Origin of the sequence: Kluyvera cryocrescens NBRC 102467 (assembly GCF_001571285.1) — a bacterium.
Lineage (GTDB): Bacteria > Pseudomonadota > Gammaproteobacteria > Enterobacterales > Enterobacteriaceae > Kluyvera > Kluyvera cryocrescens.
On record NZ_BCTM01000007.1, the window covers coordinates 123,990 to 150,082 of the forward strand.

General features: G+C 55.8%; 25 protein-coding genes and 2 tRNA genes. 18 read left to right on the forward strand and 9 right to left on the reverse strand.

Annotated features, from left to right (window positions below; translation table 11 throughout):
* Nucleotides 1-4 precede the first annotated feature (4 nt).
* From fliS to KCR01S_RS05515, 15 genes are all read left to right on the forward strand, one after another.
* Nucleotides 5-397: a flagellar export chaperone FliS gene (gene fliS / locus KCR01S_RS05445; RefSeq protein ID WP_061280690.1), complete on the forward strand. Its 393-nt coding sequence runs from the start codon at nt 5-7 to the stop codon at nt 395-397.
* Entirely contained in the window at nt 394-699 is a 306-nt protein-coding gene (gene fliT, locus KCR01S_RS05450; protein WP_061280693.1) for a flagellar protein FliT, read from the forward strand. Before fliS ends, fliT begins: the two co-directional genes overlap by 4 nt.
* Nucleotides 699-1,769 (forward strand): flagellar hook-length control protein FliK, encoded by a 1,071-nt coding sequence (locus KCR01S_RS05455; RefSeq protein WP_061280696.1) that lies wholly within the window; start codon nt 699-701, stop codon nt 1,767-1,769. The genes fliT and KCR01S_RS05455 overlap by 1 nt, the downstream gene beginning before the upstream one ends.
* A 12-nt stretch (nt 1,770-1,781) precedes the next feature.
* Entirely contained in the window at nt 1,782-2,252 is a 471-nt protein-coding gene (locus tag KCR01S_RS05460) for a flagellar basal body-associated FliL family protein (RefSeq protein WP_061280699.1), read from the forward strand.
* A 19-nt stretch (nt 2,253-2,271) separates the two neighbouring features.
* Complete coding sequence (locus tag KCR01S_RS05465) at nt 2,272-2,967, forward strand: FliA/WhiG family RNA polymerase sigma factor (protein WP_061281015.1); 696 nt, start codon at nt 2,272-2,274, stop codon at nt 2,965-2,967.
* A gap of 7 nt (nt 2,968-2,974) precedes the next feature.
* Nucleotides 2,975-3,838 (forward strand): flagellar motor stator protein MotA, encoded by an 864-nt coding sequence (gene motA / locus KCR01S_RS05470; protein WP_061280702.1) that lies wholly within the window; start codon nt 2,975-2,977, stop codon nt 3,836-3,838.
* Nucleotides 3,838-4,767: a putative lateral flagellar export/assembly protein LafU gene (gene lafU / locus KCR01S_RS05475; protein ID WP_061280707.1), complete on the forward strand. Its 930-nt coding sequence runs from the start codon at nt 3,838-3,840 to the stop codon at nt 4,765-4,767. The genes motA and lafU overlap by 1 nt, the downstream gene beginning before the upstream one ends.
* Before the next feature lie 16 nt (nt 4,768-4,783).
* On the forward strand, nt 4,784-5,578 hold the full coding sequence (locus tag KCR01S_RS05480; RefSeq protein WP_244886193.1) for a C40 family peptidase: 795 nt from the start codon (nt 4,784-4,786) through the stop codon (nt 5,576-5,578).
* Nucleotides 5,579-5,606: 28 nt separating this feature from the next.
* Nucleotides 5,607-6,656: a plasmid segregation protein ParM domain-containing protein gene (gene parM, locus KCR01S_RS05485; RefSeq protein ID WP_082767940.1), complete on the forward strand. Its 1,050-nt coding sequence runs from the start codon at nt 5,607-5,609 to the stop codon at nt 6,654-6,656.
* Nucleotides 6,649-7,323 carry a hypothetical protein gene (locus KCR01S_RS05490; protein ID WP_061280716.1) on the forward strand — a complete coding sequence of 225 codons (675 nt, stop codon included), beginning with the start codon at nt 6,649-6,651 and terminating at the stop codon, nt 7,321-7,323. The genes parM and KCR01S_RS05490 overlap by 8 nt, the downstream gene beginning before the upstream one ends.
* Before the next feature lie 91 nt (nt 7,324-7,414).
* Entirely contained in the window at nt 7,415-8,206 is a 792-nt protein-coding gene (locus KCR01S_RS05495) for an EAL domain-containing protein (protein ID WP_061280719.1), read from the forward strand.
* A 26-nt stretch (nt 8,207-8,232) separates the two neighbouring features.
* Entirely contained in the window at nt 8,233-9,807 is a 1,575-nt protein-coding gene (locus KCR01S_RS05500) for an EAL domain-containing protein (RefSeq protein WP_061280722.1), read from the forward strand.
* A 46-nt stretch (nt 9,808-9,853) separates the two neighbouring features.
* Nucleotides 9,854-10,378, forward strand: a complete 525-nt coding sequence (locus tag KCR01S_RS05505; protein WP_061280727.1) for a protein disulfide oxidoreductase — start codon at nt 9,854-9,856, stop codon at nt 10,376-10,378.
* 126 nt (nt 10,379-10,504) lie between these two features.
* Nucleotides 10,505-10,717: a YdgH/BhsA/McbA family protein gene (locus KCR01S_RS05510; RefSeq protein WP_061280730.1), complete on the forward strand. Its 213-nt coding sequence runs from the start codon at nt 10,505-10,507 to the stop codon at nt 10,715-10,717.
* Nucleotides 10,718-10,734: 17 nt separating this feature from the next.
* On the forward strand, nt 10,735-11,835 hold the full coding sequence (locus KCR01S_RS05515; RefSeq protein WP_061280733.1) for an alkene reductase: 1,101 nt from the start codon (nt 10,735-10,737) through the stop codon (nt 11,833-11,835).
* Between the two features lie 121 nt (nt 11,836-11,956).
* Here the strand turns inward: KCR01S_RS05515 and KCR01S_RS05520 are convergent, their stop codons facing one another.
* The 6 genes from KCR01S_RS05520 to KCR01S_RS25075 all read right to left on the reverse strand — a co-directional run bounded on the left by KCR01S_RS05520 (nt 11,957) and on the right by KCR01S_RS25075 (nt 18,087).
* Nucleotides 11,957-12,877, reverse strand: a complete 921-nt coding sequence (locus tag KCR01S_RS05520; protein ID WP_061280736.1) for a LysR substrate-binding domain-containing protein — start codon at nt 12,875-12,877, stop codon at nt 11,957-11,959.
* Between the two features lie 58 nt (nt 12,878-12,935).
* The gene (locus tag KCR01S_RS05525) at nt 12,936-13,907 is read right to left on the reverse strand and encodes a Csu type fimbrial protein (protein WP_072277100.1); all 972 of its coding nucleotides are present in this window, start codon (nt 13,905-13,907) and stop codon (nt 12,936-12,938) included.
* Between the two features lie 12 nt (nt 13,908-13,919).
* Nucleotides 13,920-16,199, reverse strand: coding sequence for a fimbria/pilus outer membrane usher protein (locus KCR01S_RS05530; protein ID WP_061280740.1), 2,280 nt, complete (start codon nt 16,197-16,199; stop codon nt 13,920-13,922).
* 70 nt (nt 16,200-16,269) lie between these two features.
* A complete protein-coding gene (locus KCR01S_RS05535) occupies nt 16,270-16,956 on the reverse strand; it encodes a fimbrial biogenesis chaperone (protein WP_061280743.1) in 687 nt (228 codons plus the stop codon).
* 18 nt (nt 16,957-16,974) lie between these two features.
* A complete protein-coding gene (locus tag KCR01S_RS05540; RefSeq protein WP_061280746.1) occupies nt 16,975-17,472 on the reverse strand; it encodes a Csu type fimbrial protein in 498 nt (165 codons plus the stop codon).
* A gap of 520 nt (nt 17,473-17,992) precedes the next feature.
* A tRNA-Sec gene (locus KCR01S_RS25075) sits at nt 17,993-18,087 on the reverse strand.
* 262 nt (nt 18,088-18,349) lie between these two features.
* On the opposite strand from KCR01S_RS25075, the gene KCR01S_RS25080 reads away from it, so the two are divergent.
* Complete coding sequence (locus KCR01S_RS25080) at nt 18,350-18,508, forward strand: hypothetical protein (RefSeq protein WP_156478746.1); 159 nt, start codon at nt 18,350-18,352, stop codon at nt 18,506-18,508.
* A 7-nt stretch (nt 18,509-18,515) separates the two neighbouring features.
* Here the strand turns inward: KCR01S_RS25080 and KCR01S_RS25085 are convergent.
* A tRNA-OTHER gene (locus tag KCR01S_RS25085) sits at nt 18,516-18,609 on the reverse strand.
* A 288-nt stretch (nt 18,610-18,897) separates the two neighbouring features.
* Here KCR01S_RS25085 and KCR01S_RS05550 point away from each other — a divergent pair.
* Together KCR01S_RS05550 and yicI are read left to right on the forward strand one after the other, a co-directional pair.
* The gene (locus KCR01S_RS05550) at nt 18,898-20,292 is read left to right on the forward strand and encodes a glycoside-pentoside-hexuronide family transporter (protein ID WP_061280751.1); all 1,395 of its coding nucleotides are present in this window, start codon (nt 18,898-18,900) and stop codon (nt 20,290-20,292) included.
* A gap of 11 nt (nt 20,293-20,303) precedes the next feature.
* Complete coding sequence (gene yicI, locus KCR01S_RS05555; protein WP_061280753.1) at nt 20,304-22,622, forward strand: alpha-xylosidase; 2,319 nt, start codon at nt 20,304-20,306, stop codon at nt 22,620-22,622.
* A gap of 199 nt (nt 22,623-22,821) precedes the next feature.
* Here yicI and KCR01S_RS05560 read toward each other — a convergent pair whose 3' ends face one another.
* Both KCR01S_RS05560 and KCR01S_RS05565 read right to left on the reverse strand, forming a co-directional pair.
* Nucleotides 22,822-24,507, reverse strand: a complete 1,686-nt coding sequence (locus KCR01S_RS05560) for an AsmA family protein (RefSeq protein ID WP_061280756.1) — start codon at nt 24,505-24,507, stop codon at nt 22,822-22,824.
* 120 nt (nt 24,508-24,627) lie between these two features.
* A complete protein-coding gene (locus KCR01S_RS05565) occupies nt 24,628-26,019 on the reverse strand; it encodes a nucleobase:cation symporter-2 family protein (protein ID WP_061280759.1) in 1,392 nt (463 codons plus the stop codon).
* Nucleotides 26,020-26,093: the final 74 nt, after the last annotated feature.

The following is a 26,093-nucleotide window of genomic DNA, read 5'->3' on the forward strand; positions in this document are numbered from 1 at the left end:
AGCAATGTACGGTAATGACCAGGAAGGCTTTGGCCTCTATCAACAATCTGACTTGGCAATTCAGGCCGCCGCCGCCAATCCGCACCAGCTGGTGCTGATGCTGTTTAACGGTCTGATGGATGAGCTGGTTCGCGCGAAGAGCCACATCACCGCGCGCCGCTTTGAGCGCAAAGCACAGAGTATCAACAAGTGCATCGATATCCTCAATGCGCTGACCAGCGCACTGGATTTTGACAAAGGCGGTGAGCTGGCGCTGAGCCTGGCCAACCTGTACGACTACTGCGTGTATCGCCTGTATGACGCGAGCCACAACCTGTCGGTGGAGAACATCGAAGAAGTGGAAGTGATCCTCGGCAATATCCAGGAAGGTTGGGAAAAAATGGGTCAGGCGGCATGAGTGCACTTCATTCCATCCAGGTTCTGACTCAGGCATTGCGGCAGGCCACGGAAGACCATAACTGGCCTGCCGTGGTTAACGTTGACGCCAAAATTGCCGAGCTGCTGCGCGCCATCCAGGGAAAAAGCCTGGAGGCGGCAGAGCGCGAGGCGATGGATGCACTCAAGAAGACGCACCAGCAGGCGCGTGATTACTGCCAGGGGCAAAGCGACATGCTGGCGGAAAAAATGAGCCTGTCGGTACGTAACAGGGAAGGGGCAACGGCGTATGCCTTATTTACGGATGAAGGAGCGATGCGCTAATGGATATTCTCAACCTTTCTCAAGGTGCTCTGAATGGATCCGGCCTGCCGATGCAGGCAGAACCGATTGCCGGGCAGGTCGCGCAAACCGATACCGCGCAAACGGCGGCAGGATTTAGCGATGCGCTGCTGAACGTTATCGATACGCTGATGGTCGGTCAGGGGCTGAACCCGACGCGTGACATCACCGTTAGCGCCAAGCCGCTGTCGCTGGATGAAGACGACGAGACCACCGCTGATTTGCAGCAGTTGAGCGATGGGTTACTGAAAGATAATTCGCAGCAGCAGCTGCTGGAAACGCTGTTGATGACCAGCCAAATGCCAACGCAAAGCCCGGGCTATACCGGCACGGCCGCGCAGGCGGGCGATCTGCTCATGGCGAACGCCCAGACGCTGGCGGCTTCGCAAGGGCTGACGCGGGGAATTGCGCCGTCATTGCAGCAGCAGAATCCGGTGACGCCGATGCCGACCACGGGCACCGCCAACGCCGAATCCGCCGCGAGCGTGTTGCCGAGCAGCCAGCCCATTTCTCCAGCGCTAATGACGGCAATGACCCCGGTGGCGCCGGTGATGACGCAGGCGCTGGACGCCAGTAACGCGTCGACGCCGGTCACGGCAACCGCCTCCGTGCCTGCCTCCACGCTGAAGCTGGATCCTGAACCTTCCCGCTGGAGCGAGCAGCTGCAAAGCGCGCTGGGCGACCGTTTGCAGGTGCAGGTTAAGCAGCAGATTCAACACGCCACTATCCGTCTTGATCCGCCGGATATGGGCAAAATCGATATCTCCATGCAGGTCGATAACGGTCGCGTGCAGGTGCAAATCAACGCCAGCCACGCCGAGGTTTATCGCGCGTTGCAGCAGACCAGCAACGATCTTCGCCAGAGTCTGACGGAACAGAACTTCGTTCAGGTCAACGTGCAGGTGTCTTCCCAATCGGGCGGGCAGCAGCAGGGCAAAGGACAGCAATTTGCCGATCAACACAACGCCATTCAGGCGGGTGTGGAAATGGCGGCCGGGACAACAGCTTCGCAAGATCTTCGTGAAGATGACTCGGTTTTACTGACGGTTTAAGACAAGAACATTATGAACGCAAAAACACTCTCTTTCGGTCTCATTATCGCCCTCGTGACTGCCATGCTGGCGGCCGGCATGACGGTAGTGGGTACCCATTTACTGCGTATGGACGAAGCGACAGGCAGCAGCTTTTTATCCGGATTATTCACCAGCTCTTCTAAAGAGTCGGTGGAGTTTGTGGAAATTAAAAATGTGGTGATCACCCTGAAGGGGAAAACCCAAAAAGAACGCTACCTGCTGCTGGAACTGAACTTAGCCACCAACAACCCGGAGCATTCCCGCCGTGCGCAGGACATGATCCCGGCGGTGCGTGGAGCGACCGTCAGCCTGCTTTCCGATCTCGACTACGACGAGGTACGGGCAATGAGCGTAAGCGATCTGCACGGCAAGCTGATGGAAGCCTACGCCGTGCGTTTTAGTAGCCTGAAGATGAACGTCCCGTTTGACGACGTCATCATCAGCAAAATGGTTTTCCAGTGATAGATACGCCGCAATGGAAATGATGGATTTTATTGCGAGTGACACCCTGACTCCGGCAGATGAGGCGCGGTACGTCAGCGCATATCTGCCGCTGGTTAACAGAGTGGTGAAACAGCTTTCGTACCAGACCAGCAGCGTCATCGACCGGGAAGATATGGAACAGATCGCGCTGATGGGGCTGCTGACGTCGCTGCGTCGCTATGGCCACCCGGATGAGCAGTTTGCTGCCTATGCCGTACAGCGCGTTCGCGGCGCGGTACTGGATGAGCTGCGCCTGCTCGACTGGCGTCCCCGCCGCCTGCGGCAAAAGACGCATAAATTGAACGACGGTATCCGCGAAATTGCGCGCCAACTCGGGCGGACGCCCAGCTTCGAGGATATTAACCGCCATCTGTCGATCACGGCAGAGGAGTACCAGGAATACTTATTGCTGGATTGCGCCAAAACGATAGAGAGCCTGGATGAGCTGTTAGGGAATGACGTTCACGCAGGTGCGCTGGACAGTCGTCCGCTGGAGGACGAAGTCATCGTCAGCCGGACTCTGCGAAGCGCGCTGGCAGCGCTTGACGAGCGTGAACAGCTGATCCTGACGCTTTATTACCAGCATGAAATGAGCCTGAAAGAGATTGCGCTGGTGCTCGAGTTAACCGAGGCCAGAGTGTGTCAGCTCAATAAGAAAATCGCCCAAAAAATTCAGTCTTTTTTCGATAAGTGAAAGAGTTATGCAGAAACTATTCGGTATCATCATCATCATGGGGTGTGTGGTCGGCGGCTTTATTATGTCGGGCGGCCAGCTCTCTTCTTTCTGGCAGCCGGGTGAAATCATCATCATTTTGGGTGCAGGTCTGGGGGCGATGGTTCTCGCCAACCCACGCGCCGTGCTGGCGGAAATGTATCGCCAGTTCCGCGGCATCATGCGTAAGAATGAATACACCAACGAGTATCAGCGTCAGCTGTTGATGTTGCTCTATGAACTGTTGGAACTGGTGCAGGACGGTGGTTTGAAGGTGCTCGATGAACACATCGAATCGCCGGAAAACAGCCCGCTGTTCCAGAAGTACCCGCTGATGCTGCGTGATAAAGCGCTGGTCACGTTTATCTCCGATAACTTCCGCCTGATGGCGATGGGTAAGATTAACGAGCACGAGCTGGAAGGGATCCTTGAGCAAGAGTTGGGGGCAATGGAAGAGAACCTGTTGCAGCCATCTCGCTCTTTACAGCGTACCGCAGAAGCAATGCCGGGCTTCGGTATCTGTGCGGCGGTACTGGGGATCATTATCACGATGCAGTCTATCGACGGTTCTATCGCCGTCATCGGCGTGAAGGTCGCGGCCGCGCTGGTGGGGACCTTCCTCGGCGTATTCTTCTGCTATTGCTTAATGGATCCGGTGGCAAATGCCATGGAGCAGCGTACTAAAAAACAGATCGCGGTGCTGGAATGTGTGCGTACCGTGCTGGTGAATCATGTTGCCGGCAAGCCAACGCTGCTGGCAGTGGATGCGGGGCGTAAAATGCTGCCGATGGACACCAAACCAACGTTTGCCACGCTGGATGGCTGGGTCAACCAGATGGTGGGTGAGTCCTGATGCGAGGCCGCAACAAAGAACATACCACGATCATCAAGCGTTCCTCGCGCAAAAGCCATGATGCGATGCATGGCGGCGCGTGGAAGGTGGCTTTTGCCGACTTTACGCTGGCGATGATGGCACTGTTCATGGTGCTGTGGATCATGGGCGCGGTGACGGAAGAAGAGCGCAAAGAGATTGTTTCACTGCTGCACGGTGAATCTATTTTTGAAGGCAACGCCATTACCCCGGTGACCCAAAAAGACGGCAACGGTGGGCAGATCTCACTGATCGGCGGGCGTCATGATGCGAGCGAAGGGCAGCCAAAAAACCAGGTCAAAACCGAGGCTGAACTCGCGCAGCAGGTCAATAAAACGGAAAGCCTGGATGCGGTCAACGGTCGCTCTAAAAATGAGATCGAAGACCTGGCGCGCATGATCATGAAGATCACATCTGACTACAATGCGCAGGCTAACCTGAAAATGGAGATTGTCCCGCAGGGGCTGCGAATTCTGGTTACCGATGACCAGAAGCGCGAGATGTTCCAGCGTAGTAGCGCCATTCTGACGCCGTTCTTTAAACGCCTGTTGACCGAGTTTGCGCCCGAACTGAATAAGATCGACAACAAAATCATCATTACCGGGCATACCGATGCCACCCGTTTCCGTGACCAGGAGCTGTACAACAACTGGAATCTCTCCGGCGAACGTGCGATGCAGGCGCGTAAGGTGCTGACCCGCAGCGGTCTGGATGCCAGCAAAATCTTGCAGGTCAGCGGCATGGCGGATCAAATGCTGCTCGATCCTAACAACCCATTAAGCTCGGCAAATCGCCGTATCGAAATCATGGTCCTGACGCACTCCGCCAGCGACACGTTGTATCAGTTCTTTGGCCAGCACGGTGAAAATATCATCAAGCCGCTGACCGAAAAGCTGTCTAACACCCGTTAACCTGATAGTTAAAGTTGTGAAACGTTTCTTCCTTATCATCCTTTTCGTACCCGTTCGGGCGTTTACCGCCCAATGGGTACCGCTTTTTTCTCTCTTTTTAATGCTGCTGATGCCGATGAGCTACGTCAGCGCAAAGCCGCTGTCCGCCAAAACGACAGAAGCCGTGACCGACAGCGAAGCGCTAAAGCGCAAACAAAACCGCGCCCGCCTGCTGGCCAAAGCCAAAAAACGCACCGTCGTGGTACCGCAGACGCCGGAGCAAAAGCGTCGTGAACTGGCGCAGAAGCTAGCCGACCGTGCGAAGAATCGTGAAATGCTGGCCATGCATAAGCGCTGGCAACCCGGCGCCCTTGGCGGTTCGGAAACGTTGTGGAACGACGTGCAGGAAGGCAAGGTCGCGGCAACATCCAGTAAACCGCAAAAGAGTTTCCGCCTGCGAACCGTCCTCAGCCGTCTGCATGACCAGCTAGGAAAACCCTATCTGTGGGGCGGCAATAGCCCGACGGACGGCTTCGACTGTAGCGGACTGGTGTTCTACGCCTTTAACCACGTACTGGACCGTAAGCTCCCGCGCACGGCCAACGGCATGTTCCGCGATGACGGCCTGAAGTCCGTGCATCGCGGCAGCCTGAAACAGGGGGATTTGGTCTTCTTTAACATTAACCAACGCCCCGGCGCCGACCACGTTGGCGTCTATCTCGGTGATGGCCGCTTTATCGAAGCGCCGCGTACCGGGCTAAAAATTCGTATTAGCAAGTTGTCCGATGACTTCTGGCAATCACATTACCTTGGCGCACGTCGCGTCCTGTAAAAACACTTTCTGAATTGAGACCGTAACCATGACTGCAACCCGTATGAAATTCGCCATTGATGATGGTTCAACCAACGTAAAAATCAGCTGGATTGAGAACGGCACCCTGAAAACCGTGGTGTCACCAAACTCGTTCCGTAAAGACTGGAAAAGCGCGGCGCTGCTGCGCGGCCAGTCGGTGTACAACTACACCATCGGCACCACCAAATACACTTATGACGCGACGTCAGACAAAGCGCTGTCTACCACCCATATCGACTACCAATATGATGATCTGAACCTGCTGGCAGTACACCATGCGCTGCTGCTGACCGGCCTCGCGCCGTGCGACGTTGAAGTGATTGTGACGCTGCCAATCACCCAGTTCTACAACCCGGACGACTGCCAGCGCAACGAAAGCCGCATTGAAGCGAAACGTCGTAACCTGATGCGCGATATCTCGCTCAACAAAGGCGAGCTGTTCCGTATTGCTGACGTCCAGGTCATGCCAGAAAGCCTGCCGGCGGCGCTGTCGCATTTGCTGAATTCCAACGTCACCGAGTTCACCAAATCGCTGGTGATCGACTGCGGTGGAACCACGCTGGATATGGGCGTTATCGTCGGTGAATTTGACGATGTCTCGGCGATTTACGGCAACAACGAAATCGGCGTGGCGATGGTGACCGACGCCACCCGTAAGCTGCTGGCGGCGGCCGATAGCGACTCCAGCTATCTGGTGGCGAACGAACTGATTAAACGTCGCCACGACATGGATTTCGTGAAGAGCGTGATTAACGATGAATCGCGCATTGAAGAGATCCTCGAGCGCGTTGAAATCAAAATCCAGGAACTGGGTGACCAGGTGGCTTACGAAGCGAAGAAATTCGCCAAGAACCCGAACCGTGTGTATCTGGTCGGCGGCGGCGCACATCTGATTGAGTCTGCGGTCCGTGAAACCTATGCCACGCTCGGCGATCGCGTTGTGACCATCGAAAATCCGCAAAGCGCGTTGTCCCGCGAAATTTGCCTGTATCACGCTGACTCCGGCGTTGAAACGGTCGCGGCTCCGCACATGGCTGAGGTGGGCGACGATGAGTAACAGGCACATTCGCCGCGTTAATCTCTCGCTGCATTTGTCGCCAGAACACTCGCGCGCCGATCTGCGCGCGATGCTGCAACTGAAGAAATGGCATCAGGAGCTTAATCAAACGGGAAGTCATCCCGGCGATGCCAATATGGAAATGCGCCGCTTCCATCGCAATGTCTATCTCGCCGGGCTGCAGCTCCAACTGCTGAACCCGCAGCTTTGCAGCCACGTTGCCGAATCGATGGGCCGCGAGAAGCTGACGCTTGACGCGCTGTGCGGTGAGCTGGTGAGCGCACAGTTGCTGCCGATCCCGCCGGGTGAAGCGCCTGCTCCGGCGACCGAACCGGCAGCATCCAGCGATGATTTCAGTAAACAGCAGCTGCGGCAGATGCGCGCGTTGATGTCCGACGCGCTGTCTCGCCTGCCAGCACCAGCACCTGCGGCGGCAGCGGATGACGCCTCTCGCGAGGAGTTAACTCTGCTGCGTGGCGAAGTCGCCCAGCTCAAAACGCTGCTTAATCAGCAGCACCTGCTGTTGCAACAGCTACGCCTGTCTGGCCGCGCTGCGGCACCGGCGGCGGATAATACCAGGAGCGGGCAGACGGAAGAGCTGGACCTGAGTACCTTGGGAGCCCCTGCGCAGAAAATGAAGCAGATCCGCCAGAAAGGGATTTTCTAAGCGACGGCGGCACGCTTTATTCCCGGTGATGCTTAAGTTTTTACGCTTAAGGCCGCTTTGTCTGAACAGGTTGTTTCTGTGAGAAGTCGATATGGACAAGAGTATTCATTACGTCATTCGCTGTGTTGAAGACGCAAAGTTCGACATGGGCATTGATTTCGTCATTCAGCCTATCTTCGATTTATCCCGCTTTGCCTGCATCGGTGGCGAAGTGCTGGTGCGCGGGACCCATCGCCGCAACGTGGTGCCGCCCGCGGAGTTCATTCAGCAGCTTGAAGAAAACGGCACTATTGTTGAGATGGGCTATTATGTGATGGAAAAAGCGCTGACGTTTATTGCGCAAAAACACGTTGATACGCAAGAAGAGTATCTGTTTACGCTCAATATTTCGGCCGTGCAGCTCAACGATGTCGATTTTGCCTTCCACGCGCTCGCTATCGTGACGCGGCTGAAGCTGTGTACGGCACAGTTGGTGTTTGAAATAACCCAAAGCGCAGTGCCGCTGACCGAGGCAGCGCGTGAAAACCTGCAAATGCTACAGGAAGCTGGGATCAACATCGCCTGGGACGGCATCGGTTCACTTGAAGCCCTCAGCGAACGGCTGGCGTTCTGGGAGCCTGATTATATTAAGCTCGATCGTAGTTGCCTGGGCCACGGCAAGCAGGCGGTGACGGAGCAGATGCTACAGCTTATCGCCGAGCATGACGCCGACGTGGTCATCGAAGGCGTAGAAAACTATACGCAGATCTCCAGTATGCTGAAGCAGGGTGTGAAATACGGCCAGGGTTACCTGTTTTCCCGGCCAATTAGCAAAGAGAGCTTCCAGCGTGAATATATGCAGCACCAACAGGTGAAGACCCACGCATCGTCTACGCTGCGGTAAGTGATTCGTCAAAGAGAATAGGCGCGATGTACAGCAAATATACCCGCAAAGCCGATCGTAAAAATTATGCCCTGGTGGGCATGGTTTTTTTGGGCTCGCTCGCTCTGGCGCTCTGGGTGACGTTTCATATTGCCGAGCGGCAGTTGAACGTGCAGATTGCGCATCAGGCGATTCCTATTCGCTATGCTATTGATAACCTGATAGATGAAACATATCGGGTTGCCAGCGAGTCGGAAGGCTGGGCGGGTAAGCCCTGTAATCGACAGCAGGAAAACCGTCTGAACACCTTACCGGCGCGCGAGTTGCGTATGCTGGTGGTGAGTTTGCTCGATGATCATCGTATCTATTGCTCCTCATTGCTGGACAATAAAGGCGCGGAAATCGATCCCCGGAGTTTTAGCGCACAAGGGATTAAGATTGATGACTCCGTCGCTTCTGCTGGGATCCCCGCTTTTTCACTCTATCGTCGTTTTGCTCACGGCGGCATCCTGGTTTCTGCGGATTTACGCTATCTCAGGGGAATTATGGGGATCACCAATCAGGACGAGCGGTTCGCCCTGGTGGTGCATAACGATATCCTGACGCAAAACGGCATCCTGAAAGGCCGTGCGGCGCAAAAAGGCAAAGCGGAATATCCGCAGCGGATCAGCGCCGGGCTGTACTCATTGGTATGGCGCGAGCCTTCCGCCAATGAGATTTGGTATGAGATTGTGGATTCCTGGCCCTATTGGTTAGTTATCATCGTGATGCCGCTGCTGCTGACGGCGCTGGTTTGGTCGCTGCTGACGCGCCGCCGTTCGCTGTATCAGTACCTGGTGAATGCGGTGCATGACGATCGCATTATTCCGTACTATCAACCCATTATCTGCGCACACAGCAATCGTGTGATTGGCGCAGAGATTCTGGCACGCTGGGAACATCCGGAAATCGGTTTTGTGCCGCCGGATATTTTTATTCCCGTGGCGGAGAAAACGCAGACCATTGGCCTGATGACGGAAAACCTGCTGAAGCGGGTGATCGCCGATTGCCAGAGTTCGGACAATCCCCTGCCGGAAGGGTTTATCTTTAATGTGAATATCAGCCACAGCCACCTGTCATCAAGCGATTTCAATGCTTTTGTCGGTGAGTTTGGCGCGCGTTTTCAGGCGTTGAGGCAGCGACTGACCTTCGAGTTTACCGAAAATGAGCAAATCGATCTGAATGGCGACATTCTGGAGAAGGTCAGGATTATCCGCGAGAACGGTATTGCGATCTCGCTGGATGATTTTGGCACCGGTTTTTCTAATCTCTCCTGGATAGCCAGCCTGAATCCCGACAGCATCAAAATAGATCGGATGTTTATTAATCAGATTTCGCCGGATGCTTCGACGCCGCTGATTAACTGCGTTATTGATATGGCCAAGCAGATGGGGATCCAGACGGTGGCGGAAGGCGTCGAGCATGAGTATCAGGTGAGCTGGTTGCGTGAAAATGATATTGATTATTTTCAGGGGTATTTCTATTCCAAACCCCTCACGTTCAGTGCATTTGTCGACTATTTTCGCCAGGACATTATGACTCAGCACCTCCGGTTTCCGAGCGACACTTCTTTACAGCACTAATGCTGCCGGCTCGTTAAGATAAGCCTCGTCATGATACGAGGTGAACATGCGCAAATTTTTCAATCGGCAGCGGGCGCTACGCTGGCTGCGTGAAGGGGTGATCCTATTGGTCATCGGTGCGGCAATCGTCTGGGCGGTGGATAAATACCGTCAGCCTGCATTGCCGGACACCTTCTCTGGGACGGTGATGTCGACCATTGATGGCCGGGCGGTGGATTTTGCTGCCCTCAGCGAACAAAAACCGCTGCTGGTGTACGTTTGGGCGACCTGGTGCAACGTCTGCCGCTTTACCTCACCGTCGGTGAACAAGCTCGCCGAGCAGGGCGGCAATGTGGTGAGCATTGCGATGCGCTCCGGCGATGACCGGCGGTTAGCGCAGTGGATGCATAAAAAAGATCTGACGATGCCGGTGATTAACGACCCGCGCGGCGAGTTGGCTCAGCGCTGGCAGGTGAGCGTGACGCCGACGCTGGTGGTGATTGATAAAGGCCAACCGGTTAGCGCCACCACCGGCTGGACCAGCTATTGGGGCATGAAGCTGCGCCTGTGGTGGGCTGGCATCACGGCATAGCCACATTATTGCTTTCCTGATAACAGTCTATTGCTATTTATACCATTTATGTAATCAGTCCCCGGTCGTATCCTTCTTCGCATCACGTTGCTACTGGCAACGCCTCATTCAAAACAGGATACGACCATGAAAACCCTTACCGCGATTTTTGCTGCTTCCTTTCTTACCGTTGCTGCCTTTAGCGCTTCAGCGCAAAGCGTCACGGCTTCCGGCTCCACGCTGGACTCCGCCGAAGCGGCGATTGCTCAGAAAGCGAAAAAGATGAATGCCTCCGAATACAAAATCACCAGCGCACGCATGGGCAACACCGTGACCATGAGTGCAGAACTGTATAAATAAGCGCGAGGGAAAACAGTATGTTATTCGATAAATATGATCTGAATGCGCTGTCGCTGACTAACCGCATAGTGATGCCGCCGATGACGCGCTCTCGCGCAGGTTCCGGCGATGTGGCCACCGATATGATGGCCGAATACTACGCACAGCGCGCCAGCGCAGGGCTTATCATCAGCGAAGGTACCCAAATCAGCCAGCAGGGACAGGGCTACGCCTGGACCCCGGGCATGTACTCCGACGCCCAGGTGGCGGGCTGGAAGAAAGTCACCGATGCCGTGCATCAGGCCGGGGGCAAAATTTTTGCTCAGCTGTGGCACGTAGGGCGCGTTTCGCACCACGTGCTCCAGCCTAACGGCGGGACACCGGTTTCCTCTTCCGCGATTCAGGCGGAGGGCGTGAAGGTGTTTGTGGACGTCGAGGGCCGCGGTCCGGAAAACGGCGTCGGCGAGATGATGCAGCACGATATGCCGCGTGCGCTGCGGACGGATGAAATTCCAGCTATCGTCAACGACTATGCTCAGGCGGCGCGTAACGCTATCGCTGCGGGTTTTGACGGTATTGAGCTGCACGGCGCCAACGGTTACCTGATTAACCAGTTTATTGACTCTCAGGCGAATCTGCGCGACGACGAATACGGCGGTTCGCTGCACAATCGTCTGCGCTTTATGCGTGAGGTGGTCGCGGCGGTTTCAGCCGCGATTGGTAAAGAGCGCGTGGGCATTCGCCTGGCGCCGCTGACCACCCTGATGGGCTCTCGTGACGATACGCCGGAGGCCACTTATCTGGCAGCCGCCAGCGTGCTGAGTGAGATGGGCATTGCCTATATCCATATCGCCGAAGCCGACTGGGAAGACGCACCGGTCATGCCGGCGGCGTTTAAAGAAGCGCTGCGGATTATCTTCCACGGCACGCTGATTTATTCCGGGAAATACACCAAAGCCCGCGCGGAAGAGGCGTTGGCGAAAGGCTGGGCGGATTTGATTGGTTTTGGTCGTCCGTTTATCGCCAACCCGGATCTGCCGTATCGCCTGGAACACGATCTGCCGCTGAATGCGCCGGTGAAAGAGCAGTTCTTTGGCGGCGGGAAAGCGGGGTATGTCGATTACCCGGCAGCGCGCTAAGGGCTGACCCCTCTCCTCTCAGGGGAGGGGCAACGCCCCTGCCACTCCGGCAGATTATCGTCGGTATCCAGCGCTCGCGCCGCCAATCAATCGGTTACTCTCGCTTTGCAGAATAGTTTTTCTACGTCGCGGTGCTTTCCGCCAGCACGTCGGCGATAAACCAGTCGTGGAAGGTTCGCACTTCCGGACGCATCACCGTGTTCTGCGGCGTGACGAGATAATACGACCAGCTCAGCGGCCAGCGGTGGAGAGGATGAAGCTGGATAAGCTGGCCGGTCTCAATCAACGCGTTGACCAGCGCGTGGCGCACGATGGCGACGCCGCGCCCGCTGAGGGCTGCGAGGATCACCGCTGAAGTGGAGTTGATGTGCAGCCCGCTCTCTTTGGCCACCGGTGCGCCGAGCGCGTTTAATACGGACTCCCAATCTGGGAAATTGGCGCCTGGATGCGGGGTGTCGTCGTGAATAAGCTTTTGCTGGCAGAGCCACTCGGCACAGCCAATTTTTTCTGGCGGCACCAGCCGTGGGCTACAGACCAGCACCGCTTCTTCATCCATCAGCCAGGTTTTATCCACCCCCGGCCAATCGCCTTTGCCGCAGCGCACGCCAATGTCCGCTTCGCCGTGGGCGACATCCATCAGTTTTTCCGTGACGTTAAGACGCAGGTCGATGGCTTCATACGCTTCTGAAAAGCGGTTTAGCCGCGCCATCAGCCAGTTCATCATCAGCACCTGCGAGGCGGTCACCACCACCACCGAACGCGCCCGTCGGCCGCGCAGTTTATTCAGCCCCAGCTCCAGCTTATCCAGCCCTTGGGTAATATCCTGCAGGGCGTCCTGCGCCTCGCTGACCAGCGTCAGGCGCTCTTTTCCGGAGCGTGCGCGGTGCAGCAGCGGGTGCCCGACCCAATCTTCCAGCGCTCGTACCAACTGGCCGACGGCGGCGGGCGTGACGCCCAATTCCTGCGCCGCACCGGTAAAACTACCGTGGCGGGCGGTGGCTTCAAAGGCGTGAAGCCATTTCAACCGGTTTAACGAACGCATTCTGAGTCCTTAACGGGTGATGATGGCTGTCAGTATACGTTACCGGTAAAGATTTTCTTTAGTAGGTCACGTTGATGGTGACGGTATCGGTGTAGTCATCCGGGCGGTAATTGGCGCTCGGCGCCACGACGTATACCGTACGGTTAACCGCAAGTCCGGTACCCGTACCTGCGACGCTATTGGCGGTTAGACTTCCCCACGGTGTGCCACCAACTCCGGCTGTGGAGTTGAGCTGATAGGGAACAAGGTCGGTATTGGTGGCCGAATTGCTCTTACTTTTCATGACTCCGCTGCCGGCGGTATTGCTATTTGATGGTGAGAGACCCACGGTGTAAGGGGTTGTGTTGGTACAGGTCATCGTAAAGAAGTTGTTGCCCGTGATGTTGGTACGGGTGTGGGGTACCGACCCGAGCGTGACGTTGTTGGTGGCGTTGACGTTGCATTGTTTGTTGATGGTCGCCATCACGGTAAAACTCAGCGTTTGCAGCTGAGTGTTGCTACAACTATTCGGAGGGGCAAGCGCGGCGCTGTTGATCGTGACATAGGCTGTTGCAGCTGCGTAGCTGTCGGTATAGCTTCCGGGTGGCGCAGTGGCTTGTCCACCGGTAAGGATACCGACAAGGGTCAAACTGCCGCTGACGGATGTGATATCCAGTAGGTTGATATTCACCATTGGGAAAGTACCATTGCCCGCGCCCTGGTTACCCCAAACGACGTTTGTACCACTAGTGTTCTTGTAATAGAGCTGGTAATTCAGCGACCCGCCAGTAGTGGTCATCTTGCGGGTGGCAATCGTGTTGCCTCCCGGTGCACCAAGGTTGAAACACAAAGTGTATCCGCCTAGCAGGTCGCCCAGCACTTTCGTGCAGGTGTAGTTAAAGGTGACAGAGGTGGTGACATCGGAGGGCGAAAAAGGATTGACCGTAGCGAAAGCAACATTTGGGACGGCGCTGATCGTACAGTTCACGGCGTAGCTTTTCATCGGGAAAAAGCAGATCCCTGCCAGTAAAATCAGGACTCTTAGCCACATAATGCTTGCTCCTTATTGGCAGGTTAATGGCCCAATTTGCGGGATATCGCGCGCGGCTTTCGGGTAGTCGAACTGAACAGAACACGCGCCAGCGCTGGTGGAGACCCGCAGTGAGTTGTGATCGTCCAGAGTGTCGAAATACACCATGCCGTCAAAGCCGACCATGGCGGGTGCGCCGTGCGAACCATTGAGCACGGCGCTGGAGCCTTCAGGAATCACATCGCCGTGAACGTTTTTCAGGATGATCAGCGCTGAACGCACCGGCTTGACGGTAAAATTAACCAGCGTGCCGGATCGGTCTGCGGGGATCGCCACCGCGTTAACCGGATCGATCCGCATGTTGGCGGGAAGATCCAACGGATTAATGCTGATCTCATTGTTTTGATAGCTGTTGAGATTGGTGACCAGCAGCATGCCCTTGCCGTCGCTGGTGCCGATCGGGTTGTTTTGCAGGATAATTGGCACGTCGGGAATACCGTCGGTGGAGACCACGGCGAAGCCGTTGTTGATGGTCTGCGCGGCAAACACGCTGCCGCCCATCATCACCAGCGAACCGTCAGCGCCCGCATATGCCGATTGATTATTTTGCTGACGGCTGTAGCCACCATAGACCTTGCCATAGCGTCCCAGATACCCCAGTTCTCCCTGACCATTCTGCTGAGAATCCTGACGGCTCAGCGCCATATTCCAGCCCCAGCCGCCATCTGACGGCTGCGATTTGCTGGCGTTCAGCGTATAGATCATCTCATCATTGCTGCGCTGCACGGTGCTGCTGGCGCTGATATTGTTATCCATCGAAATGCTCAGCATCAGATACATACTGCGATCGCGGCTGTCATCAATGTTCTGGTTCAGCCCGGCGTTGAGATAGACCCTTTCCGTCAACGATTTATACCAGTTGGCGTTGGTATAGCGCTGGGTGGAGTCGCCCGGATTGCGGAACTGCAGATAGCCTAGGCTAAAGTTGCCGAGCGCTTCGGTGCTGTAGCCGATGACGGTGCTTTGATTCAGCGAGGGCGGCGCCTGACCGTAGCGGGTGGCGACGTCGTGGTAGTCGTTTACCGTGGCGATGGTAGTGGTGCTGAAGCTAAAGCGGTTGCTGTTCCAGCGATAGCCGATGCTGTAGAGAAAACCGTTTTTCCCTGCGTCGGCGCTGGCCGCCAGCGCGGTAGAAATCGTGCCGCTGGTGCCGCCGGGGATCCAATCGCTGCTGAATCCCAGATTGACCAGACTCTCGGTGGCTTCGCCGTGCGCGCCCGCGGTAAAGCTATTGCTAAAGCCGCGTCGCCACGTGCCGCTAAAGGCCGGGGTACTGGCATAGTCGAAGGATTCATAGCCGTAATTATTGCGCACCACGCCCACTTCAGCCGACCACTCGGTCAGCCCGCTGCGCAACAGCGATTGGTCGTTATAGAAGGAAAAACTCTGCACCGTGGTTTTGCCCAGCGCATCGGTCATCGTCACCTGAGCGTTACCCGCCCCGTTGATGGTGGGCAGAGTATTAATTTCAAAGTTGCCCGCCGGAACATCACCGTTGTAATACTTCACCCCGTTCATATACAGCTCAACGCTGGAGGGCAGGGTGGCCGAGCCGAAGAATGAGGGCAGGGGCGTGGTGGGCGTGTACGGCTGGAGGTTGTAGTCGGTGCCGATTTGCAGACCGGCAATACGGGTTGGACGCGACCAGTTTAGCGAGCTGGTCAGCGTGTCGCCGACGTTGACGGCCAGCACTTGGTCGGGGAACGAGGAACGCCAGCTGGTATCTAGCCGAGTCAGGCCATTATTGAGGCCGTAGCCGTCATTTTCGCCGATGTAGCGCGCAATTTGTGTCGAACTCAGTACGCCCAGCGAACTGAACGCCCGTAGCTCGGAATAGGCGCTGGCGCTGTTGCGCGAATCTTCTTCCTGCGAGGCGTAGAGATCGTAATTCAGCACCAGCCCGCGTGAGCTGGTGGCTTCCGGGCTGACGATATTCTGCTGGTTAAGCTGCGTGGTCGCCATATCCAGCGCGGAGAGCGGTGCCGTGAGCGCCAGGCTTTGTAAGCTGGCGTCATATTTAATCTCAAGCTGCGGGATATCGTTCAGACACACCGGGTCCGGCGTCTGTACGGGGACCCGGATACCGATTCTGCGCAGGCTCTCGGCGCTGGCGTAGAGTTTGTTGTTCTCATAGCCAAATCGCGCCAGCCCGATGGGGTTCTGGTTCAGGGTGACATCAAGATAGAGTTCGGTGCCCGTCAGCGGTTTACTATCGGCAATGACCTCATCCTGCGGGGAAGTTGTCTCTTTCATTTCCGCAGACGTGCTCCTTGCTATAAATAACACGTTGAAAAACATCAAAATTAATACACGGATTTGCACGCTATAGCGTTTGTACCGTTTTTTTGCCATTGACCATAGCTTCTAACTTTTCTCCCTGACCCGTGCTCGCCGGGAGCGGCCAGCGCATCGTTGCACCCGGCAACACGTAGCCTAATAACCCGGGGGTAATATTTCTCCGGCTGCCTGATGCCGTGATGATATTGACTTCAGAAAGTTGGGCATGGCCATCTCCCTGATTACTCACCTCGAGCCAGGCGCGGCCATCGCTGTGCTGAATTTGCCACTGCAATTTGGCATAGGTGTCGGTGACGCCCGGCGGCTGGATAAAGACGGGGACGGAATAATGCAGGACAAACTGCAGGTTATTTTTTTTCGCGGCTGTTTGCGGGAGTTCGTTAATCGATAGGCGATAGGCATCTTCCACTTTCGCCGGAGACCCGGTGCGGATCACGCGAATAAGCTGCTTACCGCCGGGCGGTATCGTCAGCATCGGCGGGCTGATCACCAGCCCCTGCGAGGCGGCCAACTGGTCTTTGTAGCTGCTTTGACTCCAGCGAAAAACGCGCACCTGCGCGTTGATTGGGTTATCGCCCGAGTTGCTGAGCCAGATGCCTTCCGCACGCTGGGTTTGTTCTAAGGTCAGGGTCACCGGGGTGACCTGCAATCCACTGGCAGCGGCATAGCCACTAAAAAGCAGACCAATAAGCGCACTTTTTTTCCCGTTCATATACCTTCCCTGAATGCATTAATAGGTGACAGTGACGGTGACTGTGTCGGTATAGACATCCGGCGCAAAGTTGGCGTTAGCGACAATCGCGTAAACCGTCAGCGGCTGAGCCGCACCGGTCCCCGAACCTGAAACCACGTTGCTGGTCCCCCCGCTGGTAATGCTGCCCCAGACGGCGCCAGCCGAGTCTTTCGCTAACTGATATGGCACCTTATCGGTGTTGCCGCCGATGGCACCTGACATCACCCCGGCACCAAGCGTATTACTATTCGATGGTGCGAGGCCGACGGTATAAGGCGTAAGTCGCGAACAATTAACGGAAATAGAGGTGTTCGCGGTGACGCTCGGTGAACTGGCTGCGACGTTACCAAAGTTAATTGGCGTCCCGGAGGTCACGCTGCAGGATTTGGTTATTGTAATCTGCACCTGAAAAGTACTGGTGGCAGTATCGGCATGCGCTGTCGAAATAAACGCGGATGCCAGACAGAATAAAATGAACCTAATAGGCGTGTTCATAGTATTGACCTCTACACAGGTATTATTTTTCCCTAGTAAAACAATAACGTATGAAGATAGAGTCCCTGATATAACTGTAGGTTAGGTAGTTAAATTCTGCCAATTTGCCTTAAGACTATTTTATTAAAAATAGATCACAGGTCACCTTATTGTATGAGGAATTAAAAAGACGGAAATATATAATATATTTAAAAGCTAAGTGATTATTTGAATTGGAATAGTCAGGAGAGGATTGAATGGAATATCTGAAATAAAATAGCGGGATAATTAATTTATAAACACTGAGTACTTTAGCATAGCTTCAATGATTGGGGTGATTATCGGAATGTTCCTGTGCTGATTTGTGTACAGTCACAGTTGCATCGGCTGCGCAGGTGGACGCTTATCTGGCCGATCGCGCCATTCGCGAAATTGTGTTCACAAATGCGGGCGTAAGCAGGCAAATAGCCGTAATTCTGAATGAAATAACAAGATTAATCAGAGGATTAGAACGGAATATTTAGCAGGGTCGAAGCGATTTTGGCGGAAGATCACAGGAGTCGAACCTGCCCAGGACCGCTGGCGGCCCCAACTGGATTTGAAGTCCAGCCGCCTCACCGGAGACGACGATCTTCCGCGCCTCGATTGCTACATGGAGGCGGGGCGCATTATATCTACTTTCAACCATTTACCACATCCCCCTCGGCATATTATTTCTTGCCTGAATGGCATTACGCGGCGGGTGAGTAGATAAAACCCTTCCTTTTCCAGAGGTTACCTTTTTACGTTACTGAATGGCGTTCGTCACACGTGCTCATTATCGCGTCATGACCCCGATGATTAACGAAAATCTCCGCCAAATCGCCCAGTTTTTAACCCTATCTGCCAATCTCAGACGATGCTTTTTCAGCCGCTGGCCGCGCTGGTGTACGGCGTAAACGAAGCGGGACAGTGGCGATGCGTTTTAACTGCAGCAGGATGGGCAATTAGCGTTGGTCAGGGAAAATTTAGCGATGAAACGGCAAACGAACAGGGGAGAAGAGGGCTGGAAGCGTAGCGAATTTTGGCGGAGATCGCAGGAGTCGAACCTGCCGGGAGCCATTGGCGGCTACCACTGGAATTAAGAACCAATCGTCTCACCGGAGACGACGATCTTCCGCGCCTCGACTGCTACATGGAGGCGGGGCGCATTATAGCTACTTTCAATCAGTTACCACATCTTTACTTACCGTTTTCAGCATCTTTTTTCTCTTTGGCAGACGGTATTGATAGAAACCTCAATAAATTCCGTAATTTACACTTCGACATACTCTATCCGCTATCCCAGATCACAGAAATTAAGAAACGTAATTTGATAACGAGATATCGCAATTCATCTTATGGCGCGGATGGTTTACAAAACGGTAACCGGTTCCGGCGTGGGCTCGGCGTTGAGGGGTTTGAAAGATGAAGAGTGAAGTATTGTCTGTCAAAGAGAAAATTGGCTACGGCATGGGCGATGCCGCCAGCCATATCATTTTCGATAACGTCATGCTGTACATGATGTTCTTCTATACCGATATCTTCGGTATACCCGCAGGTTACGTTGGCACCATGTTCCTGCTGGCGCGCGCGCTGGACGCCATTTCCGACCCGTGCATGGGGCTGCTGGCCGACCGCACGCGCAGCCGCTGGGGCAAGTTCCGCCCGTGGGTGCTGTTTGGTGCGCTGCCGTTCGGCCTCGTCTGCGTGCTGGCCTATAGCACGCCGGATCTCAGCTATAACGGCAAATTAATTTATGCCGCCGTGACCTACACGCTGCTGACTCTGCTCTATACCGTAGTGAATATCCCGTACTGCGCGTTGGGTGGCGTGATCACCAACGATCCAACGCAGCGCATCTCGCTGCAATCCTGGCGCTTCGTGCTGGCAACCGCCGGCGGCATGCTCTCTACCGTGCTGATGATGCCGCTGGTGAATCTGATTGGCGGCGAGAACAAAGCGCTGGGCTTCCAGGGCGGTATTGCGGTGCTGTCGGTGATTGCCTTTTTGATGCTGGCCTTCTGCTTCTTTACTACCAAAGAGCGCGTAGAAGCACCGCCTACCAACAATTCAATGCGTGAAGACCTGCGCGACATCTGGCAAAACGACCAATGGCGTATCGTCGGCCTGCTGACCATCCTCAACATTATGGCGGTCTGCGTACGCGGCGGTGCGATGATGTATTACGTCACCTGGATTCTGGGTTCTCCGGCGCTGTTTACCGCCTTCCTCACCACCTACTGCGTCGGCAACCTGATAGGTTCGGCGCTGGCTAAACCGCTGACTGACTGGAAGTGCAAAGTGAGCGTTTTCTGGTGGACCAACGCCATCCTGGCGGTGCTGAGCCTGGCGATGTTCTTTGTACCGATGAACGCCAGCGTGCTGATGTTCGCCTTCATCTTCGTGATTGGCGTGCTGCACCAACTGGTGACGCCGATCCAGTGGGTGATGATGTCCGACACCGTCGACTACGGCGAATGGTGTAACGGCAAACGCCTCACCGGCATTAGCTTTGCGGGCACGCTGTTCGTGCTGAAGCTGGGCCTGGCGCTGGGCGGCGCAATGATTGGCTGGATGCTGGCAGGCGGCGGCTACAATGCCGCGGCCACCACGCAAAACCCAGCCACCATCAGCATCATTATTGCCCTGTTTACTATTGTACCGGCCATTTGCTACCTGCTGAGCGCCGTGGTGGCGAAGCGCTTCTATACCCTGAAAACGCCGTTCCTGGTCAAGATGATGGCCGAACTGGCGCAGGGTGCGCACCGCAATCAGCAGGACTTTGAAAACGTATCCATGAAGCAATCTTTAGAGAATTAAGAGGACGAGCTATGAAAATCAGTGATGGAAACTGGCTGATCCAACCGGGCCTGAATTTAATTCAACCTGTTCAGGTGTTTGACGTTGAACAGCATGGCAATGAGATGGTGGTGTACGTGGCGCAACGAGATGTTCGCGAACGCACCTGGCAACTGGATACGCCACTGTTTACCCTGCGCTTGTTCTCGCCACAGGAAGGGGTTATCGGGGTGCGTATCGAGCACTTCCAGGGCGCGCTGGAGACCGGCCCGAACTATCCGCTGAACGTGCTGAAAGATGTGCATGTGGAGATGCAAAACACCGCTGAATTTGCCGAACTGAAAAGCGGCAACCTCAGCGTGCGTGTCACCAAAGGTGAATTCTGGGCATTAGATTTCCTGCGTAGCGGCGTGCGTATCACCGGTAGCCAACTGAAAAACAACGGCTACGTGCAGGACACCAACGATAATCGCAACTACATGTTCGAACGCCTGGATCTGGGCGTTGGCGAAACCGTCTACGGCCTCGGAGAGCGCTTTACCGCGCTGGTGCGCAACGGTCAGAACGTTGAGACCTGGAATAAAGACGGCGGCACCAGCACCGAACAATCCTACAAAAATATCCCGTTCTACCTGACCAACCGCGGCTATGGCGTGCTGGTGAATCACCCGGAAAACGTCTCCTTTGAGATTGGCTCTGAGAAGGTGTCCAAGGTGCAGTTCAGCGTGGAAGGTGAGCATCTGGAATACTTCGTCATCGACGGCCCCACCCCGAAAGAGGTGTTGAACCGCTACACCCAGTTCACCGGGCGTCCGGCGCTGCCGCCGGCCTGGTCATTCGGCCTGTGGCTGACCACCTCGTTCACCACCAATTACGACGAAGCGACGGTGAACAGCTTTATCGACGGCATGGCCGAGCGCGATCTGCCGCTGCACGTGTTCCACTTCGACTGTTTCTGGATGAAAGCCTTCCAGTGGTGCGATTTCGAATGGGATCCGGTGACCTTCCCTGATCCTAAAGGGATGATTCAGCGCCTGAAAGACAAAGGGCTGAAAGTGTGCGTCTGGATAAACCCGTACATCGGCCAGAAATCGCCAATTTTCAAAGAGCTGAAAGAGAAAGGCTATCTGCTCAAACGCCCGGATGGATCTCTGTGGCAGTGGGATAAATGGCAGCCGGGGCTGGCGATTTATGACTTCACCAATCCGGAAGCCTGCGCGTGGTATGCCGATAAACTCAAAGAACTGGTGGCGATGGGCGTTGACTGTTTCAAAACGGACTTCGGCGAGCGTATCCCGACCGACGTACAGTGGTTTGATGGCTCCAACCCGCAGAAAATGCACAACCATTACGCCTTTATCTACAACGAACTGGTGTGGAACGTGCTGAAAGAAACGCTTGGTGAGAAAGAAGCGGTGCTGTTCGCTCGCTCGGCCTCGGTGGGCGGCCAGCAGTTCCCGGTGCACTGGGGCGGTGACTGCTACGCCAACTACGAATCGATGGCGGAAAGCCTGCGCGGCGGCCTGTCGATTGGTCTCTCTGGCTTTGGCTTCTGGAGCCACGATATCGGCGGCTTCGAAAACACCGCACCGGCGGATGTGTACAAGCGCTGGTGCGCGTTTGGTCTGTTCTCCAGCCATAGCCGCCTGCACGGTAGCAAATCCTATCGTGTGCCATGGGCGTACGACAGCGAGTCCTGCGACGTGGTGCGTTTCTTTACCGAAATGAAGTGCCGCATGATGCCGTACCTGTACCGCCAGGCGGCGTTAGCCAACGAGCAGGGCACGCCAATGCTGCGCGCCATGATGCTGGAATTCCCGGACGATCCGGCCTGTGATTATCTCGACCGCCAGTACATGTTGGGCGATTCTCTGGCCGTTGCGCCGGTGTTCACCGAAGCGGGCGACGTGCAGTTCTACCTGCCGGAAGGCCGCTGGACGCACCTGTGGCACAACGACGAGGTGCAGGGCAGCCGCTGGCATAAACAGCAGCATGATTTTATGAGCCTGCCGGTTTATGTCCGCGATAACACCCTGCTGGCGTTAGGTAACAACAACCAGAAGCCTGACTATGCATGGCACGAAGGCACCGAATTCCAGCTATTCCAACTGGCGGACGGGCGTGAAGCGGTGTGCGAAGTTCCGGCGCTGGACGGCTCCATCGTCTTTACGCTGAGCGCCAAACGGCAGGGCAATGTCATTACCGTGAAGGGTAATGGTAAGGCAACTGGCTGGACGCTGTGCCTGCGCAATATTCAGCAGGTCGCTGGCGTGCAGGGTGGCTCCCAGGCGGGTAGCGAATTGGGCGTGGTGGTGACCGCACTGGGGAACGAACTGGTGGTGACGCTTTAAGTCCGGAGACTCCTCCTCACCCTAACCCTCTCCCCGTGGGGGAGAGGGGACTGTTTTGTGCGGTTGGCGGGTGAGGTTTATGGGAGGAGGGAGTTTAGTGCGGATGTCGGAAGTCGTGCGCTGAATGGTTTGCGCCCTCTCCTAAAGGGAGAGGGCCGCGCAGAGGCGAAGCGTACTCGTTCTTCCTTAACTCTACCCGCTACTTCACTTCCGAAACCACGCCTCCTTGCATTTGCTGCGTCACTTCCTGTTTATTCATATTCACCGCGTGCAACTGTCCATTCACCGTGGGTTTGAGCGGGGCATTTGCCTGCACGCTACCGCTGGCGGTGAGCTGGATATTACCGTCGCCGTCAATCGACAGCGGCGGCCATCCCCACTGTTGCAGGATGTTGAGCGGTACGCCGCGCCCATTGAGGGTCACGCTGGTGTGACGCTGTGGCTGTTGCGATATCGTCGCGGTGGCTTCTAGGATGCCTTTTTCAGTAAAGGCGCTCAGCTCCGTCACGTTGACGTTCGAGGCATCAGCGTTCAGCGCAATCGATGGGCGACGCACGTCGATGCGGTTGAAGGTCGCCGCCGCACCGTTCAGCGTTGCGCTACCGCTCCAGATTCCCCACTGACCATTTTTCGCCAACTGGAGATTGGCACCGTAGCCGTCCAGCGCGGTGATCTGCCACGGGAAATCGGGATCGATGTCGATCACCAGGTTGCGGTTAGCGCCAAATTTTTTCAGCGTCACGTTTTGCAGCCATGCCGGAAGCGGCTCCATCCAGAGCGTCTTCCAGTTCTGCGGCAGCGTATATTCCAGCCCAGCGAAAACCATATCGTCCAGCACCAGCGCATTGCCGGCGCGGAACCAGTTGCCGGCGCTGCGAACCATGCCGCCTTCCCAGCGGGAGGTGAACTGGCGCAGCGCAATGCCCTGCTCGGAAAACTCGGCGTTGAGGATCGGGTCGAGCAGATGCAGCGAGCCGTAGATAAACTCGCTGGCGTTCAGGGATATCTTACCGTCGGTGCTTTGCCATCCGCCATCGCTGAGCGTCAGGTTGCGCAAATTCAGATCCAGGTCGGTGACCGCCCAGTCCGGGCCTTGCAGGCTGGCATCGGTCACGTCGAGACGACCAATTTGCAGCGACGGCACGGTAGTGAGCGGGGCGAGGAAATCGAGCAGCGACTTATCGCTTTGCAGGCGAATATCGTTGAGGCGCAAATTATCCACTAACCAACTGCCGTCGCTATTGCGGCGTGCATTACCGGTGAGCGAGCCGCGCGCCATGTCGGCGCCGACGGTGGTTAAGTTCACCTCACTACCGTTGATATCGCCTTCAATCAGCGCATTGGTCGCCGGAATACCGTTCAGCGACAGCGAGCCGGCACTCATCTGGATATGTGCTTTTTGGCCGAGCACATTGCCTGCTTCAGGCGCCCACGGCATCACGCCGCCGGAAACACGCTGTGCGCTCAGCTCCCAGCCGGTTTCCGGGCTGTTGAGCGCCATATTCTTCAGCTGCAGGCGATCGGCGGCAAACGGCAGCGGCGCGTTAGAAGGAGAGAGGTTCAGCGTGCCGTCCTGCAATAAAATCGTATCGACGTGCAGCGGGTCGGTTATCTGGCGTGAACTCAGGCCGATATCGACGTCCTTTGCGACCAGCGTGGCGGGCTTGCCGTCGCGGCCAAAGGTGACGTTTTTCAGCAGGATATGTGAAGGTGAAGAGAAGCGATGATCCATCGCATCAAACGTGACCTGATAGGCGGTGTTGTCGGTTAACCAGTGGCTAATTTGACGGGCGCCCCAGCGCGTTTGCAGCAGAAAATAGAAGGCCACAATCACCAATAGCAAAGCGATCAGCAGCCAGATAATGAGCTTTCCAAGAAATTTCATGATCTTCCATCCTGAGAAGGGCACATAAACCTGTTATGCATGATTTATGCGCAATCCTCAAGGCAGGATTCGTATTATTCGATGTCAGCGGCAGTGGCGATGACCACTGCCGCATCAGGGTTACTCTTTTTCTGGCGGGAAGACCAGGTTCAGAATAATCGCCGTGATCCCACCGGCAGCAATACCGGAAGAGAGCAGGTTTTTCAGCCAGTCCGGGGCGAACTGGAGGATCTGCGGCTGCTGGGAAACGCCAAGGCCGACGGCCAGCGACAGCGCAATAATCAGGATGGCGCGGCGGTTCAGCGGCTCACGAGAGACGATGCGCACGCCGGATGCCGCGATAGTGCCAAACATCACCAGCGTAGCGCCGCCGAGTACCGGTTCTGGAATATGCTGCACAAAACCACTCACCGCTGGGAACAGGCCCAGTACGATCAGCATCAGCGCCACCACAAAACCAACGTAGCGGCTGGCCACGCCGGTCAACTGGATAACACCGTTGTTCTGCCCAAAGCAGGAGTTCGGGAAGGTATTAAATACCGCCGATACGCAGGAGTTCAGGCCATTTGCCAGTACGCCGCCCTTGAGACGTTTCATGTACAGCGGGCCAGAAACCGGCTGCTCGGAAACGTCGGAGGTTGCGGTGATGTCGCCGATGGTTTCCAGCGAGGTAATCATAAACACCAGCATTAATGGCAGCAGGAGATTCCAGTCGATACCTAAGCCGTAGTACAACGGAGTTGGCACCATAATCAGGCTGCTGTTGGTCGGCGCGGTGTTTTCCGGCAGCATGCCGAGCACCCAGGCTGTCAGGTAGCCTGCCGCCATGGCAATCACCAGCGAGGCAATGCGCAGGTAAGGGTTACGCTGGCGGTTGAGCAGAATAATGATGGCCAGCACGATGCCCGCCAGCAGCAGGTTTTTTGGCGCGCCGAAGGTGTTGTTGGCCATTGCCGCGTAGCCGCCGCCGATAGACGTCAGGCCGACCTGAATCAGCGACAGGCCGATAATCATCACCACAACGCCGGAGACCAGCGGGGTGATCACGCGACGCGCCAGATGCAGAATACGGGATAACACCATTTCGGTGCAGCTTGCCAGCATCAGCGTACCAAACAGTGCGGCCATCATCGTTGGCACGTCAGCGCCACCGGTTTTCAACGCGGTGCCGCCCATGATCAGCGGAGCGACAAAGTTGAAGCTGGTACCCTGGATCGACAGCAGGCCAGAACCCACCGGGCCCCAGGCTTTAATTTGAATGATGGATGCCACGCCGGAGGCGAACAGCGACATGCTGATAATGTGCTGGGTATCTTCGGCTGGCAGACCCAGTGCCTGGCAAATCAGCAGCGCCGGGGTGATCACGGCAACAAACATCGCCAGCAGGTGCTGGAGCGCGGCGAAAAGCGTTTGCGGAAGCGGCGGACGGTCTTCCAGACGGTAAATGAGTTCGCTGTTTTGCTTCTGCGCAACCGGTTGCGCATCGACTTGATCGAGGGTGTTAGAGGACATCTCTTCTGGCAATCCCGTGGTGGAAAAGTGGCGATTTTAGCGGACTGGTTGGTAAAAGCAATCGGTTGCTTTCA

What these genes read in the sequence shown, in the direction of transcription:
- fliS (WP_061280690.1), top strand. Translation starts at nt 5, where the DNA reads ATGTACGGTAATGACCAGGAAGGCTTTGGCCTCTATCAACAATCTGAC.
- fliT (WP_061280693.1), top strand. Translation starts at nt 394, where the DNA reads ATGAGTGCACTTCATTCCATCCAGGTTCTGACTCAGGCATTGCGGCAG.
- KCR01S_RS05455 (WP_061280696.1), top strand. Translation starts at nt 699, where the DNA reads ATGGATATTCTCAACCTTTCTCAAGGTGCTCTGAATGGATCCGGCCTG.
- KCR01S_RS05460 (WP_061280699.1), top strand. Translation starts at nt 1,782, where the DNA reads ATGAACGCAAAAACACTCTCTTTCGGTCTCATTATCGCCCTCGTGACT.
- KCR01S_RS05465 (WP_061281015.1), top strand. Translation starts at nt 2,272, where the DNA reads ATGATGGATTTTATTGCGAGTGACACCCTGACTCCGGCAGATGAGGCG.
- motA (WP_061280702.1), top strand. Translation starts at nt 2,975, where the DNA reads ATGCAGAAACTATTCGGTATCATCATCATCATGGGGTGTGTGGTCGGC.
- lafU (WP_061280707.1), top strand. Translation starts at nt 3,838, where the DNA reads ATGCGAGGCCGCAACAAAGAACATACCACGATCATCAAGCGTTCCTCG.
- parM (WP_082767940.1), top strand. Translation starts at nt 5,607, where the DNA reads ATGACTGCAACCCGTATGAAATTCGCCATTGATGATGGTTCAACCAAC.
- KCR01S_RS05490 (WP_061280716.1), top strand. Translation starts at nt 6,649, where the DNA reads ATGAGTAACAGGCACATTCGCCGCGTTAATCTCTCGCTGCATTTGTCG.
- KCR01S_RS05495 (WP_061280719.1), top strand. Translation starts at nt 7,415, where the DNA reads ATGGACAAGAGTATTCATTACGTCATTCGCTGTGTTGAAGACGCAAAG.
- KCR01S_RS05500 (WP_061280722.1), top strand. Translation starts at nt 8,233, where the DNA reads ATGTACAGCAAATATACCCGCAAAGCCGATCGTAAAAATTATGCCCTG.
- KCR01S_RS05505 (WP_061280727.1), top strand. Translation starts at nt 9,854, where the DNA reads ATGCGCAAATTTTTCAATCGGCAGCGGGCGCTACGCTGGCTGCGTGAA.
- KCR01S_RS05510 (WP_061280730.1), top strand. Translation starts at nt 10,505, where the DNA reads ATGAAAACCCTTACCGCGATTTTTGCTGCTTCCTTTCTTACCGTTGCT.
- KCR01S_RS05515 (WP_061280733.1), top strand. Translation starts at nt 10,735, where the DNA reads ATGTTATTCGATAAATATGATCTGAATGCGCTGTCGCTGACTAACCGC.
- KCR01S_RS05520 (WP_061280736.1), bottom strand. Translation starts at nt 12,877, where the DNA reads ATGCGTTCGTTAAACCGGTTGAAATGGCTTCACGCCTTTGAAGCCACC.
- KCR01S_RS05525 (WP_072277100.1), bottom strand. Translation starts at nt 13,907, where the DNA reads ATGTGGCTAAGAGTCCTGATTTTACTGGCAGGGATCTGCTTTTTCCCG.
- KCR01S_RS05530 (WP_061280740.1), bottom strand. Translation starts at nt 16,199, where the DNA reads ATGAAAGAGACAACTTCCCCGCAGGATGAGGTCATTGCCGATAGTAAA.
- KCR01S_RS05535 (WP_061280743.1), bottom strand. Translation starts at nt 16,956, where the DNA reads ATGAACGGGAAAAAAAGTGCGCTTATTGGTCTGCTTTTTAGTGGCTAT.
- KCR01S_RS05540 (WP_061280746.1), bottom strand. Translation starts at nt 17,472, where the DNA reads ATGAACACGCCTATTAGGTTCATTTTATTCTGTCTGGCATCCGCGTTT.
- KCR01S_RS25080 (WP_156478746.1), top strand. Translation starts at nt 18,350, where the DNA reads ATGCTTTTTCAGCCGCTGGCCGCGCTGGTGTACGGCGTAAACGAAGCG.
- KCR01S_RS05550 (WP_061280751.1), top strand. Translation starts at nt 18,898, where the DNA reads ATGAAGAGTGAAGTATTGTCTGTCAAAGAGAAAATTGGCTACGGCATG.
- yicI (WP_061280753.1), top strand. Translation starts at nt 20,304, where the DNA reads ATGAAAATCAGTGATGGAAACTGGCTGATCCAACCGGGCCTGAATTTA.
- KCR01S_RS05560 (WP_061280756.1), bottom strand. Translation starts at nt 24,507, where the DNA reads ATGAAATTTCTTGGAAAGCTCATTATCTGGCTGCTGATCGCTTTGCTA.
- KCR01S_RS05565 (WP_061280759.1), bottom strand. Translation starts at nt 26,019, where the DNA reads ATGTCCTCTAACACCCTCGATCAAGTCGATGCGCAACCGGTTGCGCAG.